The organism is Streptomyces sp. NPDC005775, assembly GCF_042871565.1.
Taxonomy (GTDB): Bacteria; Actinomycetota; Actinomycetes; order Streptomycetales; family Streptomycetaceae; genus Streptomyces.
This window is the reverse complement of the sequence record NZ_JBIAIU010000009.1, coordinates 150,154-169,117: the sequence shown is the minus strand read 5'-3', so window position 1 is coordinate 169,117 and position 18,964 is coordinate 150,154. Positions and strand designations below refer to the sequence as shown.

Annotated in this window: 8 protein-coding genes and 4 pseudogenes; 8 read left to right on the top strand and 4 right to left on the bottom strand. The window is 68.0% G+C overall.

What is annotated here, in order from left to right:
• Nucleotides 1–89: 89 nt before the first annotated feature.
• Nucleotides 90–1,529, bottom strand: coding sequence for an NF041680 family putative transposase (locus ACFYPA_RS21705; protein WP_389133608.1), 1,440 nt, complete (start codon nt 1,527–1,529; stop codon nt 90–92).
• Between the two features lie 196 nt (nt 1,530–1,725).
• On the opposite strand from ACFYPA_RS21705, the pseudogene ACFYPA_RS21700 reads away from it, so the two are divergent.
• The 4 genes and pseudogenes from ACFYPA_RS21700 to ACFYPA_RS21685 all read left to right on the top strand — a co-directional run.
• A pseudogene (locus ACFYPA_RS21700) lies at nt 1,726–2,511 on the top strand (ISAzo13 family transposase); the annotation flags it as partial.
• A gap of 85 nt (nt 2,512–2,596) precedes the next feature.
• Nucleotides 2,597–2,980: a hypothetical protein gene (locus ACFYPA_RS21695; protein ID WP_389133606.1), complete on the top strand. Its 384-nt coding sequence runs from the start codon at nt 2,597–2,599 to the stop codon at nt 2,978–2,980.
• A 107-nt stretch (nt 2,981–3,087) separates the two neighbouring features.
• Complete coding sequence (locus ACFYPA_RS21690) at nt 3,088–9,051, top strand: hypothetical protein (protein WP_389133604.1); 5,964 nt, start codon at nt 3,088–3,090, stop codon at nt 9,049–9,051.
• A gap of 80 nt (nt 9,052–9,131) precedes the next feature.
• Complete coding sequence (locus ACFYPA_RS21685; RefSeq protein WP_389133601.1) at nt 9,132–10,538, top strand: hypothetical protein; 1,407 nt, start codon at nt 9,132–9,134, stop codon at nt 10,536–10,538.
• 185 nt (nt 10,539–10,723) lie between these two features.
• Here ACFYPA_RS21685 and ACFYPA_RS21680 read toward each other — a convergent pair.
• Nucleotides 10,724–10,828 (bottom strand): annotated as a pseudogene (locus tag ACFYPA_RS21680) (50S ribosomal protein L32); the annotation flags it as partial.
• A 498-nt stretch (nt 10,829–11,326) separates the two neighbouring features.
• Between ACFYPA_RS21680 and ACFYPA_RS21675 the strand changes: the two are divergent.
• From ACFYPA_RS21675 to ACFYPA_RS21665, 3 genes and pseudogenes are all read left to right on the top strand, one after another.
• Nucleotides 11,327–11,529 (top strand): annotated as a pseudogene (locus ACFYPA_RS21675) (transposase family protein); the annotation flags it as partial.
• A 197-nt stretch (nt 11,530–11,726) separates the two neighbouring features.
• Nucleotides 11,727–12,089, top strand: a complete 363-nt coding sequence (locus ACFYPA_RS21670; protein WP_359352824.1) for a hypothetical protein — start codon at nt 11,727–11,729, stop codon at nt 12,087–12,089.
• The gene (locus tag ACFYPA_RS21665) at nt 12,086–13,249 is read left to right on the top strand and encodes a caspase family protein (RefSeq protein WP_359352822.1); all 1,164 of its coding nucleotides are present in this window, start codon (nt 12,086–12,088) and stop codon (nt 13,247–13,249) included. The genes ACFYPA_RS21670 and ACFYPA_RS21665 overlap by 4 nt, the downstream gene beginning before the upstream one ends.
• 650 nt (nt 13,250–13,899) lie before the next feature.
• Here the strand turns inward: ACFYPA_RS21665 and ACFYPA_RS21660 are convergent.
• Nucleotides 13,900–14,001: pseudogene (locus tag ACFYPA_RS21660) on the bottom strand (nuclease-related domain-containing protein); the annotation flags it as partial.
• A 374-nt stretch (nt 14,002–14,375) separates the two neighbouring features.
• On the opposite strand from ACFYPA_RS21660, the gene ACFYPA_RS21655 reads away from it, so the two are divergent.
• The gene (locus ACFYPA_RS21655) at nt 14,376–16,415 is read left to right on the top strand and encodes a zinc-ribbon domain-containing protein (protein ID WP_389133598.1); all 2,040 of its coding nucleotides are present in this window, start codon (nt 14,376–14,378) and stop codon (nt 16,413–16,415) included.
• Between the two features lie 225 nt (nt 16,416–16,640).
• Here ACFYPA_RS21655 and ACFYPA_RS21650 read toward each other — a convergent pair whose 3' ends face one another.
• On the bottom strand, nt 16,641–18,566 hold the full coding sequence (locus ACFYPA_RS21650) for a DUF262 domain-containing protein (RefSeq protein ID WP_389133595.1): 1,926 nt from the start codon (nt 18,564–18,566) through the stop codon (nt 16,641–16,643).
• Nucleotides 18,567–18,964: the final 398 nt, after the last annotated feature.

Sequence of the window (18,964 nt, the reverse complement as noted above, 5' to 3'; positions counted from 1 at the left end):
CGAATGCGTGAGTACCAAACGGTCAGCCATACCCCTCACCGATATGGCAGGCCCGCCCGCTATTACGCACCAAATCGTTAGCTTGACGTTTATGCAGCTCTGCTGCCTGCGGTGGCTTCCGCGAAGTTTGGTTTGTCCTGTTTCCCGACGGGGTGCTCGCGTGCGCGGCGCTTGTTCTGCGTCCCGATTGGCCGGCCGGGGCCCGCGACGCTGGATTTCGGTGCGCTGGCCGGCTGAGGTGTTTTCCCGTGGAGGCGGCGAAATCCTCGACGGACGCGCGCGGGTGTGAGGCGCCCCTGACGGGCGGGCCGTTCCCAGGGATTGCGGAGGTCTTCTGCGAGGGGCCGGGCAAGGCGGAGTTGAGTGTGGGCTGCGATGACGAGCCAGGTCCAGCGGTCGGCGGCGGCCGGCTCGCGGAGTTTGGGAGCGGTCCACCCCAACGTCTGCTTGAGCATTCTGAAGGTGTGTTCAAGGTCGAATCTGCGCAGGAATGCCCGCCAGAGCCGGTCCACGTCGTCTGCCGTTGCGGCGGTGCCCGACCACCACAGCCAGACCGGCCTGGGGTCGTGGTCTCCACGGAGATGGTCGACCTGAAGACGGACGACGGTGCCTTCGATGACCGGCAGCTCTCCTTCGGGGTGGCCGACCCAGGCCGAGCGCCGAACCAGTAGCGGGTGCAGGCGATCCCAGGCACTGGCGATGGCCTTCCCATAGTGGGTGGTGTCGGACACCGTGGTGACCGACGGGACAGGCTGAGTGGCCGCGGCCTCGAACGCGAACACAGCCCCGCGCTTGGGCTTGCGCCCGCGCTTGCCCGGTGGCTGCGGCGGAGGCGGGAAGTACAGGACGCGGTCCGAACGCATCCTGCCCAGCAGCTCCACGGGCAGGTCCGCAAGCAGGAAAGCCAGACGGGTCACGTCATAGCCGGCATCAAGGACGACCAGGACAGGCGGGTCACCGACCTGCCACTGGCCTGTCACATCCAGCCGCTGGAACACGTCCCGGACCTGGGCGGCGGTGACGGCGATCGCGTCGTCCCAGGGACACAGCCGGACCACGTCCAGCAGGGCAGTCCACGACGTCCGCCCCTGCTCCAGAGCGGCAACGAAGGAGTAGGGCCACCCGGGGATCATCTGGGCCGAGCCCCTGCCACGACCGTACGTGTGGCAGAACATCCGGTCCGGGCTGGTATTCGCATCAGGCCGCAACCAGTTGCTCACGTCGACCGCCAGGACCAACCGCCCCTCCGATGTGCGGGGAAGCGGCAGCCCTGCCAGCGTTCTGCGCAGCCGTGCCACATCCAGATCTCCGTGGTTCAGGCCGCCGTACAAGGCGCCATGCCCGCGCCGGTGCTCGGGCTCCAACGACAGCTCGACCAACGTCCTCACCGGACCATCCGCGCACAGCAGGGCATCACTCAGCACGAACAGCGCATCGCGCCGCCCGGTCAGACAGGCATAGAGCCCCATCCGGAAGCCCGACAGTTCGGCAAACGCATCCCGCGGGGCGCCGTGGTGCAGCAGACTCATAGCGACGGCCTTCGTGTTGATCCCATGCCTCTGTGACGGAGCACAGGATCAAGCGAAGGCCGCTCTTACGTCCGGATCTTAGGCAAAATCATCAGCAAGTTCGAGACCGGTGTTCGACGGCAGACCATAAACGTCAAGGTTAGGGCTCGCAGAGAATCAAGGTGTTGCTTCCCGTGATGCGGCTCGTTGTTGTGATATGAGCGTCTCCGATGAGGTCCGTAGTCAACTCGCTGTGAAGTTCGGGATGTTGTTTCCGCACCTTGATGAGCGGCAGCGGCGGCTGCTGATGGAGGCCGAGGCCCGGGTCCTGGGGCATGGTGGTAGGTATCCGGGCGGTCGCCCGGGCGGCCGAGGTCAGTGAAACGACGGTCCGCAAGGGCGTGAGCGAGTTGGAGGCCGGCGTCGAGCCTCTGGGCCGGGTACGCAGGCCCGGTGGTGGCCGCAAGAAGGCCGTGGACCTTGACCCGGGTCTGCGGCTCGCACTGCTGGCACTGGTGGAACCCGATGAACGAGGCGATCCGATGTCGCCGCTGCGTTGGACGGTGAAGTCGACCAGGAATCTCGCGGCTGAGCTCTCCGCCAGGGGCACAGGGTGAGTGCCGACACGGTCGGGGACCTGCTGCGTGAGGAGGGCTTCAGCCTGCAGGCTGGTGCCAAGACCATCGAGGGGAAGCAACACCCGGACCGGGATACCCAGTTCCGCTACATCAGCGAGCGGGCCAGGCAGCACATTGACGGCGGACAGCCGGTGATCAGCGTGGACACCAAGAAGAAGGAACTGGTAGGCGACTACAAGAACGCGGGCCACCAATGGCGGCCTGCCGGTGAGCCGGTGCTGGTCAAGACGCACGATTTCCCGAACCGGCAGGGACCGGGCAAGGCGATCCCGTACGGGATCAACGACATCGCCGCGAACGCTGGATGGGTCGGTGTAGGCACCGATCATGACACCGCCGCGTTCGCTGTCGCCTCCATCCGGAATCTACGTCCTGCTGATCAAAGAGGGCGCGCGCGCCGACTGGCGTACCGGCCAGCGGGCCGAGGACGCTGAGTACTTCGCGGAGTCCGTGGACATCCACCACATCTTCCCGACGGCCTGGTGCGCGAGTGAGCAGATCCCTCCTGGGCGGTACAACTTCATCGTCAATCCCCGCTCGGCTCCCGTACCAACCGGATCATCGGTGGTGCAGCACCGTCCGTGTATCTCCGCCAGGGGCGCCGGCAACGCCGAGGTGAAGGCGGCCGTTGTTTCCGATCATCTCCGCACGCATCTGGCCGATCCGGTCCTGCCGGCCCGGGACGACTCCGATGCCTTCTTCGCAGCTCCTCAGGAAGCGTTGGCCAGGGCGATCGAAAGAGCGACGGGCAAGGCCGTGGTCATCGGTGAGGGCTACCCCGACAATGAGATCTCCCATGAGGACGTGGGCAAGGACGAAGGCGACGGCCGCTGACCCCGGAGCCGAGCCGTCGGCGGGTCTCTCTTGGTCGAAGTTCAGTGCGGCGTAGGTACTGTTCGAAAACGCGACATCCGACGTGGCGCGTGAAAGGTGTGATCTGAGTGAAGTACTTGGTTCAGCTTCGCCGTTGGCTGTCCGACCTCGACGAGGTCTGGCTCGGCGAGTTCCTGCGCGACTTCGCCGTCGAGGTCAAGCAGCAGGGCGGTCGGGTGCACGGGTTGCCGACGCTCGGCCGGAATGGTGCTCAGCGGGTGTGGGCCAGCAAGGCTCCGGAGAGCCTGCTGCGCAATCTCACCGGATTCGCGCTGGGGCGGGCGACGGGAGCGTTGTGCGCGCGAGGTTTTAGCCACGAGGAGATCGAGGCACCCGGCGAGGAGACGCTGGTCAGCATGATGCGTGCGCTGCCGCCGGAGCTCGCCGGCCTCGCCCTGTTCGGGCTTGCTTTCGACGAGCGGGAGCCTGGGCACACACCGGCACTCCAGGCGTGGGGCCCCTGTTGGCAGGCCGCCGAATTGCCTGCGGAGCCGTACGAGGAAGCGTCGGCGAGCGCCGTGGCGGACGAGCCCGGTGAGGTGTTGCTCCAGACGCTGGCCGAGCGCGTGGACGCGCTGAAGGAGAGTGGCGAGCGTACGGTCGATGCCTTGCGCAACGCAGTGGAGGACATAGCAGTCGGCCGGGAGACGGACGAGGAACCCGTCGTGCGCGAGCTCTCCGCCTGGGCGGCGGAGCGCCGGACCGTGGGGCGGCTCAGCGCTCGGCCGGCCGGTCTCGACCGTCCCTGGGGAGCGCTCGGCGGGTATGACGACTGGGCGGACCTGGTCGCCGAGGCCGAGAGCCGGTGCGAGAGGACACGCGCCGAGTTGGAGAAGGCACGCAGGTCGGCCGAGGTCTACCGGTCTCAGTACGGTGCGGCGGACCCGGAGGAGCGCGAGATCCTTGAACCGCTGCTGGCGATGTACGACAAAAAGGTCACCGAACTGGAGCAGCGGCTGGAGGAGTTCGGTGGCTCGGCCGATTGTGGGGCGCGGCCCGGGAACGGCCCTGGCGTCAGCGCGGTGGAGCCCTCGGAAGGCTCCGCTTCGGGCAGCGGCGGTCCGGAGCAGCCGGAGGTCGGCGAAGAGCGGGAGACGGTCCTCTCGGGGCCGGCCGCCGACGCCGATCAGGGAGAGGAGGACGCTACGGCTCCGGAATCCACAGCGGCTTCGGGCGCCGTGTTCCCGGTGGCCCCCTCGGACATCCCGGAGAGCGAAGACAGCGGCGTTGAGTTCGCCCTACGGGTGGACGACTCCACCGGCATGCCGTCGGACGGCACGGGCCGGACGGTCGGGGAACCACCCTCCGCGGACGAACTGATGAACCGTGAGGTCGCCACGGACGGTGGCACGGCGACCGGGGCGGAGGCCGGCGACACCGCGCACGCCGCGGAGCCGACGGAGACGACGGTGTCCAATATGGTCGAGGTCGAGGACGCTGGGAAAGAGAACGGAGCGGACAGTGCTCCGGTCGCTTCCGGAAAGGGGGAGCAGCCGGGCACGGCCGAAGCCGGAACACAGTCCGCTGCCGTCGGCCGGAAGGACCGGCTGCCCGATTTCGGGTCCGGTGGGGAAGCCGTGCGGGAGAGCGTGGTGACGCCGGCCGCAGCCGGGCAGCACCGTTCCATGTGGCAGGCCGGTGTCGGCCGGGCGCCGTCCCCCGTCGAGACCCTGCTCAGGGAAGGGAATTTCGCGGGTGCCTACTGGCTGAGCGTGGCGGCCGACGAACCGGAGGAATGCCGCCGGGCGCTGGCCTTCGCGGCCGCGGCCTTCACCCTGCGGGGCGAACCGGGCAGGGCGAACGAGCTCCAGAGCAACCGCGAGGTGGACCTCCTGCCCGACGCCTCCACCCACCACGATGCACACCTGGTTGCCCTATTCGCGACCTTGCGCACCGGGTTGGAGGCAGGCTGGCCGGCCGGCCCGGTCACGACGGCAATGGGGAACCCGCCGCAACTCGCCGCCCCCTGGGACAGGTGTGTCCAGGCCCTGGTGAAGACGGTGGCGGGCGGAGCCATGCTCCGTCCCGGTGAACTCCTTGACGGAGGCGTCGGCCAGGACGCCGAGCTCCGCACCGAGCTCGCGGACAGAGCACGTGCCGAGGCTGAGGCCCTGCCGCAGCGGACCATCACCCTGCAACGCGGCACCGTCGTGCTGAAGGCGCTCAGCGAGCCCACGGGGCCTTTGGGCACGACGCTCGCGGCGGTCATTGACTGGGCCGAGAACCGATGCGGCGCGGACCGGCTCGACTACTGCTTCAACACCTGGTTCGGACGCACGGGATCGCCGGACCGGCTCATCGACGAGACCGACCGGAAGCACAGTTCGCCGAAGCAGAAGCGAGAGAAGATCCACTCCGGGGCCCGGGAGAAGCTCCGGTCCCACATCCACAAGGTGGCGGGCCTGCTGGAGGAAGCGCGCCGTATCGCGTCCCGGCTCGGGCAGACCGGAATCCGCAGGGCCGACGACGAGCTGGCGCAGGCGGTGACCGAAGCACGCGCCGCACAGCCGCCGGCCGGTCCCGGCGGGGCAGCCCTGAAGGTACTCCTGGACTGGGTCTGCGGCACCGTGGCCCCACTCGGGGCTGCCACACCGGTGTCCCGTCCCGAGGGTCTGGAGGTCGACACCGACTGTCTGCTCGCGGTCGACGGTCTGTCCTGGATGCGCGAAAAGGGCGTCGACGCACCCGACCTCACGCCCCGGGGGACCGTGGACCTGCTGTGGAGCAAACTGCTTCGGCCCGACCCCGACGCGGCTTTCGAGACGTTCCTGAAGAGCGGTGACCTGCACCTGGCGCGGCGGCTCATCGAGCGGCGTTCCACCGAGGCCGGGACGGCGGCCGATCTGGCTGTGGCCGCCGAACTGGATCGCCAGCAGCGGACGCTGGACGATTCCACGGCGAAATGGCGTTCCCACCGGACGAGTCGCCTCGCTGCGGCCCGGGAGATGCTCGACCGCGTCCGGGTGGAGAACCTGCTCCAGCCGCGACGTGAAGCCTTGCTGGCCGCGAGGCTCACCGATGTCGAGGTGGACGCGACCCTCTGCTTCGCTGCGCAGTTCACGATCTTGAAGGGCATCGTCGACGAGCTCGGTGAGGTGCTGCGGGAGAAGACCGGGCAGCTTCGCGCCGAACTGGCCCGGCTGGAGTGCGAGGAGACGGACCGGGAGCGCATCGTTGAGCTGCTCGACCAAGGCGAGACGGTCACCGCGGAGGAACTTCTGTCGTTCGCGCGCAAGGGGGAGAGGCTGCGTGACACGCGCTCCCGGTCCGGGGACGAACTCGCCGAGTTCCTGGAAGGGGTGAACCACCAGCAGGCGCCGAAGCCTTCGGACAGCGGCGTCAGCGCGCGCTGGTGGGCCGAGCACTACGCCGGTGACGACGGCCTCCAACGGGAGGTGGGGCCGGCCCTGGAGTCCTGGGACAGCCTCGCTGACCCGCGTGACCGCAGGAACCAGTTCCAGAAGCACGTCAAGAACGTGCTCAGGCTGCTCGGGCTCGCCGTCGCCGAGGTGGGATTGGTCGATCAGGGTGGACGCAAGGACTGGAGCGTGCTCCGCCTCAACGTCCGGGCCACGGTGACGGAACGGACGGCTGGCTACGTCGCCGCGCTCGGCTCCGGAGCCAAGGGCGTGTACAAGGTGCTGCTCATCGCCGAGGAACAGCGTGGCGACGACGGCCTGCTGCGCCATCTCGGCGAGGCGGCGCACGAGGCCCACCTCGTGCTCCACCTGCAGCCGCTGAGTGGCTCGGGCCGGCGCAATCTGCTGCGTTCCGCGCTCGCGCACAGTCAGAAGGCTGTCGTCGTCGACCCCGCTGTGGTCGGCTGGGCGGCCGCACGCGCTCCCCGGTCCTTCCGCGCCGTCCAGCGGGTCACCCTGCCCTGGGCCGCGTACTCGCCCTACCTGCCCTATCGGCCGGGCCAGGTGCCTCCCGAGGTGTTCAAGGGGCGCCACACGGAACAGAACGAGGTGGCGGACAGGGACGGGGGTGTCTTCCTCTACGGCGGACGGCAGCTGGGGAAGTCCTCGCTGCTCCGTCTGGTCGCCGAGACCTTCGCAGCACCCGGGGAATCCGACGGATCGAGTGAGAAGGTGGCGCTCTATCTGGACCTCCGTAACCAGGAACTCGGTTACAGCAAGGGGCCCGAGCAGCTGTGGGTGCTGCTCGCCCGGGAACTCAAGGCCAGGGGTGTCCTGGAGAACAAGGTCTCCGACACGGCCGGCGCGGAAGTGGTCGCCGAGAAGATCGCCCGCTGGCTCCGGGCCGTGCCCGGCCGCCGGATCCTCGTCTTGGCTGACGAGGCGGACAACTTCCTCAACAGTGATGCCCGGGCCACCGCGTCCTCCGGTGGGGAGGCCACGTTCGCCACCGTGGTGCGGCTGCACCGGCTGATGCAGGAGACCGAGCGGGACTTCAAGATTGTCTATGCGGGTCTTCAGCAGGTCCAGCGATTCCAGCGGCTTTCCAATACCATCACCGCACACGGCGGACGTCCGGTGCTCGTCGGCCCGTTGCAGCCGACTGCCGCCATGGAGCTGGTGGAGGAACCGCTCGCCGCGCTCGGACTGTTCTTCGACACACCGGCCCTGGTGTGGCGCATCCTCGCCCTGACCAACTACCACCCCAACCTGATCCAGATCTTCTGCGACGGCCTCGCCGGGGAGATGCGCAAGCGGCCCGTCGCGCAGGACGGCAGCCCGGCCCGCATCACCGAGCGGGACGTCCAGCAGGTCGCCGCCTCGCCCGACTTGCGCAAGCGCATCGCCGAGCGGCTGCGCTTCACCGTCGACTTGGAGGACCGCTACCGGGTGCTCACCCTCGTCCTCGCGCTGCGCTGCCTCGACGACGGCTACGCCCACGGGTACACGGTTCGTGAACTCCTCGACGCCGCCCACCAGGCGTGGCCCGAGGGCTTCCCTCCTACCAGTTACGACGAGACCAGGGTCGACCTGGACGAGATGGAGGGGCTCGGCCTGGTGATCGCCCTCGACGGCGGGCGCTACGCCATGCGCAGCTCCAACGTCGTCAACCTGCTCGGCACTCGTGAGGAGCTGAAGGCCGAGCTGGAGACCACCGACTTCACCCAGCGGTTCGACTACAACCCCCGGATGGCCCGCCGCCAGCTCACCCCGGGCCAGAACGGCATGGCCCGGGTCAGCCCGCTCACCGAGGAGCAGTGGCACCAGGCTCTCGCGCACCCGATCTCGGGCATCGTCGCCACGCCCGCGCTGGGTTCGGGCCGGATCGGCGAGGCCCTGGCCCACTACCTCGGGGACAGCCGGGCGCTCCACCGCTGTGACTCGGCCGCCGTGGGCGCGGCGCTCGCGGTGACCAGTCGTACGAGGAGCCCTCAGGTGATCTTCGCCGACCTGCGGACATCGGAGGCCACGTCGGCCGCGGAGATCACCGAACGGCTCTCCGAATGGGCCGGTGCCGTCGGCGAGAGCAAGGACGAACGGGGCGGGCCGGGTGGCCTGCCGCGGCGACGGGCGATCGTCCTCACCGGGCCGATGCCGTACGAGTCCGCGGCCGAGGCCCGGCAGTTCCGGCCCAGGCGCTGGGACGTCACCAGCGTGCGGGCATGGCCGGACGGCCCGTTCGCGACCACCGCGGAACGGCGCGACCTCATCGACGCGACGGGCGGCTGGCCGGAACTCGTCGAAGGCGTCATGCACTTGGTCGGTCGCGGAGGCTACACCCGTGACCAGGCCCTGGAGCGGGTGCGGGACGCGGGCAAGCAGGTGAAACGAGCGGTCGACCACTTGAAGGCGGTCGGGCTGGCCAGTGCGGACCGTGACGCCCTCAAGGCGTGGTCGTACTTCTTCGACGAGCGGGAACTGCGCGAGAGGAAGGCGCTGTGCACGGCACAGGCCGTGGCGGAGGCGGCGGACCTGACGACGGAGGAGGCCGAGCAGCTGCTCGGCCGTGCCGATCTCCTGGGACTGATCGACGAGACCCTCGCCGGTCCGACGCTCGACGCGGTGACCTTCCGGGCACTGCAGGCGCTGGTGACGGCGGAGGAACAGCGGTGACAGCAGCACCTCCGCGGGCCGCCGCCCCATCCGGCGCCTTCGGCGCGCCGGTGCCCGGGCACCAAGCGCAGACGGCCGCCGTGAGTCGTGCCTTGTGCACCGGGTCCAGTGTCGTCTGGTACTTCGCGGACGCCGCCGTCCAGGACGGAACGGCCCGGACGTTGCTCGGCCTTCTCGACCGAGCGGTGGGGCACCCGGTGCGGGTACCGGCACCGAAGCCCGCCGGGGCGGGCGGCCGGGCCGACATCTGGGCCGCCGGGGAGGATGCCGCGGACGGGCCGGGGCGGAACCCGGCCCAGGACGCCACCGCGTACGATGCGGTGCCCCCGCCGCAGGCCGGGTCCGAAACGGTGCCGGATGGCAGCGGTGCGTGGGACGACCTGTGGGACACGGAGCCGCCGGTGCGCGTTGCCGCGACGGACGACCGGCCGGCCGATACGACTGCCGACAGCCTGCTCCAGCGCCTGGCGGTCGAACTCGGCACGTCGTTCGACCCGCTGGACGCTCTTTTCGCCGACCCGGGCTGGGAAGGAGCCACGGTTCTGATCGAGGCGTGGCACGGCGAGGAGCGGGAGGAGCTCGCGGTACTGCTCCGGAGGTTCCAGAACCTCGCACGCGATTCCGGCCGCGAGAGCGCGCGCAGACCGCGACTGCTGGTGGCGGCCCGGCACCGGGACCTTCCGCCGGACCTGTCGGCGTACCTCGACAAGGGTTTCGCCAAGGCCGTCTGGTGCTGGAACGTTACCGACCGTCTGGACACCGCGGTGACCGTTGCCTCGGCCGCCGGACCGAACGGGGGAGTGAGTCCGGCCGGGCGGCTCCGTGAGGAACTGCGTCGGGAGGCCGTGGTGGAGATCTGCGGCCCCGATCTTGCCTGCGCGACCGAGCTGACCGGGTCGTGGGACGGCTCGGTGGCCGGACTGCCCGGATCGCTCCTCGCCGTACGGCACCGGGTGCGTCCGCACGAACCGCCGCCAGGCCGGTGGGATTCGGATCCGCTCGGGGAAGCGGTGACCGGAGACCGGCCCGGTCAGGAAGGCCAAGAGCACTGGGATGCCGGGACCGCCGACGGATGGTGCGGGCGCATCCGAGTGTCGCCTCTCGTATGGTTCGGGTCAGCCGGCGGCGGGATGAGGCTCAACCGCTACCTGTGGCGTGCGCAGAACAGAGTCCTGCTTCCGTTGCTGGATGAGGCTCGCGCCTACTATGCCGGGCTGGTTCCCACCGCGGCCGTACGCGGCGAGAGCAGTCTCCTGCTCGCATGCTCCCGCGGTACGGGGCGCGGGCCCGACGGCGGCCCGCCCCGGAGTGCCTCGCTCGAACTGGGGGAGCTCTGGTACGCCTGCGTCTCCGGCGAGCTCGCCCTCACACCGGCTCGACGGAGCCGGCTGCGGACTCTCCGGGACGCCCGGAACAAACTCGCGCACCACAGCGTGCTCTCGGACGAGTCACTGGAGCAACTGATTCCTGCCCTCCTCGAACGCTGAGGCGAACGGGAGAGGGCAAGCCGGTATCGCGAGAGGAGGCCGACAGGTTCCTCCTGGTCCACGAGGAGGCCGCCGACAGCGTCTTTGTCCTCCTTGCGCGGGGCGCTGCCGTGTTCCGTCGGACCGTCCCCGGTGGCGAGTGCGGGCGGGAAGACGGGTGAAGGGCTCTCCGCCGGCCGCCCCTCTCAGCCCTCGGGCCGCAGCGGTCCGCGCTCGTACGCCTTGGCGAGGCGCTGGGGGACCAGGTAGGTGGAGGCGTCGACGGTGATTGGTGTCAGCTGAGGGGTTGTGTCTGCGGGTGTGTCCAGTAAACGGCCCTGTCTCACTTTCCGGCACAGGGCGCGATTTCCCCACAGGAGGCCGGGCCCCTCCGGATCCCCGTACTTTCCTGAACGGAACCCTTGGGCCTGAACTCTGCAGCCCAGCTGTGGCGCCAGGCAGGGGAGTTGGCAGGCTCCAGCATCGGCACCTGGTGGTTCTTGGAGCCGGGTTCGAGGGCGAACCCGCTGATCGGATCTGCTCCGGTAGCCGTCTGGGCGCGGCGCGCTGTAGCTGTATACGCTGGTGTTGCCTTAACGGAGTTTGGTGGACACGAACGTCGACAATGCGAACCGTCAGGTCCGTCTGTCGTTCTTCGGGTAAGGCTGCGTCTGCCGTCACTGAGCTATTTCCAACTCGTTCACTCATCTTGCAGTTGAGATGCAACAGGGTGAAGCCCTTGATGGATAGTTTTTCGACCAAGAGAGCCGTCTCAATTAGAGGCTTCGCATGCTTGTCTAACCACCGTCATCGACGTGTCCAGCTCCACGCTGCGTTTCCTCGCACACCAGCTGAGAGGACACCGCGCGCGGTCGGGTCCCGGTGGCGACGGCTGAGCGCCGGCCGCCAAGCCCACCTCGCGCTCGCCCACCTCCGCGTCGGACACACCTATGCTCAGCTCGCCGCTGGCTTTGCGGTCGAAGCTACGACCGCCCACCACTACGTTGCCGACGACAGCCCCCGCGTTCGGAGCCGTGTCGGCGGCCGGGCCGCAGGGGCCGTCGCCGGTGTTGGTGCCCTCGGGGGATCACGCCCCTCCTTCTTTGACCATGCGGAGGTTCAGGGGAACTGCCCTCGCCCGCCCGAACTTTGAACGACGATGTATCCGCAGGTCCGAATAGGACAGCAGGTCGGGAATCAGGGGGCGTCATGCACGTTGATCTGCGTATGGAGCAAGGTACGGGCGAACTGCGGTCGCTTCATGTCTGGCTGCGGAACGACGCAGCCGTGCGGCGGTCCTCCACTTCGGAGGTGAAGGCGGACGGGCCCCCTCAGCCGGGGCAGATGGGGTCCACCCTGGAAGTGATCAAGATGGTCACCGAGAATGGCTGGAGTGCGGCCTCATTCGTGATGGCTGTCGTCGCCTGGAAGCGGACTCGACCGCAGAGCCCGCAGATCACGATCACCAGAGACGACACGACCATTTCGCTCACAAACTGCAGCGACGACGAGGTGCGGCGTGTGATCCGCGTCCTCGACGACGGGCAGAGTGGGGAGAGCCGAGGCGAGTGAGTGTGTTGCCTGATCCGGGAGCATCGCGTGCCGTCCTCATCGGATCGAGCCGATTCGATCACCTTGAGCCGTTGCCGGCCGTTACCAACAATCTCACCGCACTTGCCGAAGCGCTCGCGTCGCCTACCTCATGGGGGCTGCGGCCGGAGCACTGTTTGATCTTGGCGAACCCCGGGTCCGCCGACGAGGTGATGGCCGCGTTGCGCGCTGCTTCCCTGGAGGCCCGGGACACCCTGCTCGTGTACTACGCCGGACATGGCCTGGTCGACCTGCAAAGTCGTTTGCAGCTGGCGTTGCCCAAATCCCAGCAGGACTGGCCGGAGTCGTCTCTCCACTATGAATGGCTGCGCCAGGCAGTCCTGGCGGGGCGCTCGGAACGGCAGGTCCTCCTGCTGGACTGCTGCTTCAGCGGACTCGCCCTGGGCACCATGGCCGGCGGACAACCTACGCTGGTCGATCACGCTTCCGTGGAAGGGAGCTACCTTCTGGCCGCATCCTCGGAAACGAGTGCCGCTCTCGCTCCGCCAGGTGAGACCTACACGGCCTTTACCGGCCAACTGCTGGAAATTCTGCGCCATGGAATAGTCGGCGGTCCCGAGTTGCTGGAGCTCGACGCGGTGTATCGGCATCTGCGGGTGTCGTTGGCCGCTCAGTCGCGCCCCGAGCCACAGGCCAGAAATCGGAACACGGGAGCCCGACTGGCTCTCGGTCGAAACCGAGCGTTCGACCCGGACTCTCCCGTCGGTACGTCCGGTGGCCTGGATCCGTCCCTCCGCGCCTGGCCCTCACCCGTGGGTATCCGGACAGCCGAGGGATTCATCGCGCGGCTCGGGGATGTCCGTGTGGTGTCCGGGCTGTCGCAGAAGGCGATCAGTCAACGATCGGGCCGCAAGATTACGGACGGCACGGTCAGTAACTTGCTGAATCGCAAGACGCTTCCGCGTACATGGACTGCGATCCCCACGTACTTGTCGGCGTGCGGAGTACCTGAGGACCAGGTGCAGCAGTGGATGGAAATATGGGAGAGAGTCGGCGCGGAACAGGCAGGCACAGCGCAGGGCTTGACGGCCTCTGCTGCAGAAGACCGGAAGCCCCAGATTCGGACCAGGAGGTTCTGGCGGAGGAAGGCCGGTAATACCGCGCGTCCCGAGCGGGGTTGAGCACTCGGCCTATCGGGCTGGCGACCCCTGGGCAGTGGGATTCGTCCGCTGGGGTGTTGTAGCGGGCGCATCGGAATCGCCGCCGAAGAGGGCGTTCCAGGCGGCGATGGCGAGCACAGCCAGAGTCACCACGAGCCAAGTGGCGGGTTTCTTCATGCGTCGGGAGACCGTCGTGGGCCTGACGTAAGTCGCTGCCCGGTAGTGCCCCTTGCGGCTCTGCGCCACTGCTGATCCTTCCTCGCAAACCGATGGGGACGAGTAGCTCGTCCTGAGAGGGATTGTGGCAGGGCTCTGTTGTGGTTGTCGGCGCCTTCGGGCCTACCGGCCGGAATCCGATGGTGTGGGCTGATCGCACCATGAGTCGGGGGCGCCTTCGGCCGGGGGGTCTGCAGGGTGGGACGAGGTGATCAAGCTGGCTGACACTCTGATGTGGGAGGAGCGGGAGAAGCTCTGGGAATACGAGGAGCGGATACTCGCGGGCGAGGTCCAGGAGTGAGCGGGGGTGTTCGTCTCCCTGCCCCGCCCCCGCGTGGCAGGCGGCCTTGACCACTGCGTGCAAGGGGCAGCGCGCCTCTTACGGAGCCTCCGCCGGCAGCTGATCGAAGCCAATTGCCCTCGTCGGAGAGGGACGTCCCATCATGGTTGCTCTCTGTCCTCGCTACGAAGGTGCCGTTCTCGCTGGTCAGGGAGCCGTGCCAGTTCTTGAGCTCAAGCATTTAGATGCCGCCGGGGGCGACGACGAGCAGGTCCACGGCAGGGCCAGCACGCTGAGCCGGCTGACCAAGGCGTCCCGCTCGGAGGCGGTGAGAGCGCCGGAAGCCCTTGAGGTAACAGCGTGGTCTACCTGGAATTTAAGTCCGAGATCGGCGACGAGTCTCCTGCCCACTGGGACATCCTCACAAGGGGGTGAACGGCCCCACCGGACGGCACCGTCGGACAACTCGTTTGCTCTGTGACGCAGTTCGTTGTCATACCTGTCTCGTAGCGTGACCGGATGCTTAGAGCAGGCGCCCCCGGCGCTTCCACAAACTGTACCCTCGAGCTGCCTGCTACCTCGCTTCGTGCGTGGCCACCACAGCCGGATCCGCTGCGTGTGGTCGGAGGCGGCCGCGAGGTCCGGCGTCAGATGCTGGGCCAGATGCGCGGCTTCTGGAAAGAGCAGAACCGGGAGAGGCGTGAGCGCACACAGGCCGAGGTCGAAGCAGCTCAGGCTCGTCAGGCTGAGGCCCATGCCTACTGGGACCGGCACAAGGCCGCAGTCAAGCAGCAGTGGGCTACCCGCACGACCGGGCGTGGGCAGACCATGGTCGCCGATATCGCTGAAGTGGCCGCGCAATGGCACCAGGACAACGGCGCCCGGTCTGAGGACGTTTCCGCAACAGCCGATCGCAGAGAAGTCCCGTATCTGTGGCAGTGTCCCCTTGGGCTGGGCCACGAACCGTGGCGGGCCACGCCGAAGGACAGGGTGCTGCGCGGTGCGGGGTGCCCCTCCTGTCGACAGCTGATCAGGCTCGTCGACATTTCCACCTTGGCCGCGCAGTACCGCGGCCCGGCGCGCGTGTCCGACATGAACTATGCGGCGCATGAGCGAGTGCCCTGGACCTGTCGGACCTGGGCAGTCGACCCCGCGAACGGTTCTTGGCGGCAGGTCGAGCACCATTTTGAAGCCGTAGTCAAGGAGCGCGCCCTCCAGGCAGATGCCTGCCGAGTCTGCGCCGGATACGTGGTGGATGACACCAACTCGCTGCGCACGTGGTTCCCTGAGATCGCCGACGAGCTGGACGATCCCGACGCCGATGCGTGCCGACTGCCCACCACGCGGCACAACGTGCCGAGGAGGCAGGCCGCGGGGGAGGCGTCTGGAGGGGTCTATGCAACGTTTCCCTGGCGGTGCCGCCGCGGGCATTGCTGGGAGGCGACCATTCTCAACCGCGTTCAGGGAGGCGGCTGTCCATCCTGCTCGCTGTCGGGCATCTCCAAGGAGCAGGTCCGGCTCGTCGCCGAGCTCGCGGGACTCATTCACCTCGTCCCGCCCGGGCCCACGGACCCTCGGCTGCCGGACGATCTGCCGGACTTCTCATCGCATCAGCTCTTCGTCCCACCGCAGCACAAGCCAGATCACTGGCGCTACAAGGCCGTAGAGGTCGACGCCGTCTTCCAGCTGGCGGTCGGGACCCGGATCGGCGTTGAGTACGACGGAGCCTTCCATCACTCCATCAAGCGCAGGGACCGACGGCAGTACGAGAACGAGAAGGGCAAGGTCCTCGTCGCCGCCGGCCTGCTGGATCTGCTCGTCCACGTGCGACTGGGTGACCTGCCCCCGCTCGAGACCGCGCAGGCGCTGGCGGTGCCGGTGCCGGAGCGGTCCACCGCCTACCAGCAGGCATGCGCCGCAGCCGCGGCGATCGAAGCCCGGTTTCCGGGTAGCGTTCCCGGACTCGACGCCTACCTCGTCGGCGGACACTCTCGACACCAGGACCAGGCTGACGCATTCATCGTCGCTTTATGGGGCGAACTACGGCCCCCGCGGCGCAGACCCGCACGAACACAGCCACGGCGCCCGCGCCCACTCAAGGAAACGCCTCCTCACAACGACAGCCTTCTGACGCCCGCGGGCACTCCGTACCGCAACCCCGATCGCCCGAAGGAGATCCTGCGCGACTATTGGTGTGCCTGCGGCAACCCACGCCTGTTCACGGCCGTCCAGGCCCAGGTCACCTCCGGCAACACCAAAAGCTGCCGCTGCTTGCAACGCCAAGCCAAGCGACCATGGCGCACCCCCCTGTCCCGCGCGGAGACTCGAGCGGTGCGTGAGTGGGCTCGGCAGCAGGGAATCGACGTCGGCACGAGCGGACGGCTTGCCGATCGGGTCGCTGCCTCCTGGCATCTGCACAGGGCCGGCCGGTTGGACGTTCTAGGGGCAGACGGGCTGGTCGACGACCGCCGCGTGACGCAGTGGGCGCAGAGAGACGGTGTGCACCTGGGTGCGAGGGGTCGGGTGACTAGCGGGGCCTGGCTCGCCTACGCGGCGCACTGCCTCGGACCAGATGAATCGGACATCGCCGCTAACCGACAGCAGCAGGTGCGCACCACGGTTCAGGAGAGCCTGTTCGAGTTTAATCGCCCCGACTCCAGCCGGACTCGGAGCGGCCCATTCACACTCTGACCCTCGAACGCACGGGCTGTCGTGCAACCGGTCGGAGCGCTCAAGGATCTTAAAGGTCTGGCTCGGGCAGGTGCGAGCGTGAACTCCGCTACCTCCGGGGTCGGATAGACCTTGGTGAATCCGGCGACGACGTGTGCCTCCGCCTTCCACCGGCCCACCTGAATGAGGTCGATGTCGAGGCTCATCTCTGACAGCCAACGTGTGCACGGCCGCGGCTGCCCCCCTTCACCGGATGCTTTGCAGGAGCGCCCCCGTGGCCGTGACGGTCCAGAACGACCACCCGTTGCGGTTCGGATTGACGTGCGGGTTGAGGGCCCGAACCATGGCCACTGCCGCCCCGCTGGGGGATTCGTACACCCCGCGGCCCGCACCGGAAGGGATCGTCACGGTGCGGGACGGCGGATCGTAGTAGGCGGTGGTACGCCGGCCTTCGTACACGGCGTGCAACTCGACGCCCTGCTCCGTGCGCAACGCCTGCACGTCTGCCTTGACCAGCGCGGGCGCGGAAGTACCCTCCGCGATCACGGTCTCGTCGGCGGGCATCTCGTCGGCGTCCTGACGGACGGCCCTCCCGTCGTAGGCGGGCAGACCCAGGAGCTCGTTGAGAACGTTGGCCAGCAGGCTCCTGCGCGCAGCCAGGAAGTCGGGGAACCGGTCCAGGGACCGCAGCTCCGGGTCGCTGGGGATCCACTGTTCCGCCAGGCGCTCCGGCGCGATGCCCGCCATGTACTCGGCGGGCAACCTGGAGGAGATCATCTTGTTGGTCTGGCCGGTGACGAAGGCCAGGTTGGCGAGGCTGTTCCACTCCTCCTTCGCGTAAGTCCCCTGGACCCGGGCGCGAGGGAATACGTGGTGGAACTCGATCCTGGAACCGCTGTACATCGGCTGATCGCTGATGGCGATGTTGGTCGACCAGTCCCGCGCCCTGCACCGCAGCGCGGCAATGTAGAGCAGTTTGAAGAAGGCGTGCGTGGAGTACTTCTGCTCCAGGTCCCTTGGGTGCAGTGCGCTGTCCAGGGATCGAGGGCCGGAGGCCCGGCGGATGAGCTCGGCGAACAGGTCCTCCCCGGCACGGGACCTGATCAGCCGGGCCTCCGCGTCGATCTTGCCCTCGACCTGCAGCGAGTAGTGGCTGAAGGCCATCGCCGTATACACCCAACGACGCAGCAGCTGCGCCTCTCCCGGACGCAGCTTGCCGCTCCGGTGATAGAGCAGCAGCGCAGGCACGATCGTGACGTTCGGCGAGGAGAGGATCTCGGACCGGGGGATCGAGCACTCGCCTTTCAGGAAGTCGATGGCGAAGCGAAGGGCCCTCTCGGTGGCGTGCCACGCCTCCTTCAGCGCGGTCTCGTCCACCTCCGCTCCGATGAGCTTGATGTGATGGGCACCGGTGCCCGCGAGGAGGCTCATGAGGCGCAGAACGGCTTCCCTGTTCAGGTCGAAGTCGCTATCCCGTAGCTCCTGGTGAAAGGCGTCCATGGTGTCCAGGCCGGTGGACCAGCGGGCCGCGATGGCGCTGTACACGAGATCGCCCTTGGACAGCCGTCGACCGCCCTTGTTCAGCCGGGCGAACAGCTCGGCGACCTCCTCGTAGTCGTCGGACTCATAGGTGATGACGGCGATCTGGTGAGACCGGATGTTGTTCACCTTCTGCAGCCGCTGCATCCAGGTGCCGAAGTCCGGGTTGTCGGGGGACACGCCGGCCTTGTTCAGGACCGGATAGAACTGCACGTTCTCCCGCAGGAGCGTCGACACCGGGATCAGGAGCGGATCCTTGCGCTGCACGGCGCTCGGGGTCACGAATTCTTCGGTACGCACGTCGAAGCGCAGGTCTATGTGCCGACCGTCGGCCTTCGACTGCGGTTGGTAGACCCATGCGAGGGAGGTCAGCCGCTGCTGCCCGTCCAGCAGATAGAGGGGTTGGTTCGTCGCTTTGTCGGTCTGGACGACGGCCGCAGTCTTGAACGGGACGTTCAGGCCGGTCTTCCACAGCAGCAGGGCGCCGACCGGATAGCCCCGGTAGAGGGAATCGAAGAGATCACGTACGTCAGGCCGCATCCAGACGAAGTCGCGCTGGATGGAGGGAATGACGACCATGCCCCGCAGCAGGTTCTCCACCTGGGAGATGATCTTTTCGTTCGCCAGTCCCATGCCGCCCCCAGCTTTCGGGTGATCCGTCACATCCACGGTAACCGCCATCCGGGTGCGGCCGGCTGGTTTCGGATCTTTGCGCTACTCCAAGCAATGGCCACAACTGCATGGCCCGATCGGCCGTCAGCCCTCACCAGTGGCTCCGCTTGTCCGCACGGACGATCGTGGAGTGCGCTCAGGGCATGAGACGCGACACCGCAGTGCGGCCCCTGGTCGCGCTTCACTGACGTCTCGTGGCGTGCTGCGGGAAGACCGTCTGTCGTGTCGTCGTTGGAGCGCAAGCGTAGGTCGACCGCGAGGCCGATAGAGATCCCTGGACGAGCGCGACCGTATAGTTGGCAGATGACTCTGTCCGCCGAGTCGAACCCCCTACGAAGTGCCGGTCGCTCGCACGTGAC

What these genes read in the sequence shown, in the direction of transcription:
- ACFYPA_RS21655 (WP_389133598.1), top strand. Translation starts at nt 14,376, where the DNA reads ATGCTGGGCCAGATGCGCGGCTTCTGGAAAGAGCAGAACCGGGAGAGG.
- ACFYPA_RS21670 (WP_359352824.1), top strand. Translation starts at nt 11,727, where the DNA reads ATGCACGTTGATCTGCGTATGGAGCAAGGTACGGGCGAACTGCGGTCG.
- ACFYPA_RS21705 (WP_389133608.1), bottom strand. Translation starts at nt 1,529, where the DNA reads ATGAGTCTGCTGCACCACGGCGCCCCGCGGGATGCGTTTGCCGAACTG.
- ACFYPA_RS21650 (WP_389133595.1), bottom strand. Translation starts at nt 18,566, where the DNA reads ATGGGACTGGCGAACGAAAAGATCATCTCCCAGGTGGAGAACCTGCTG.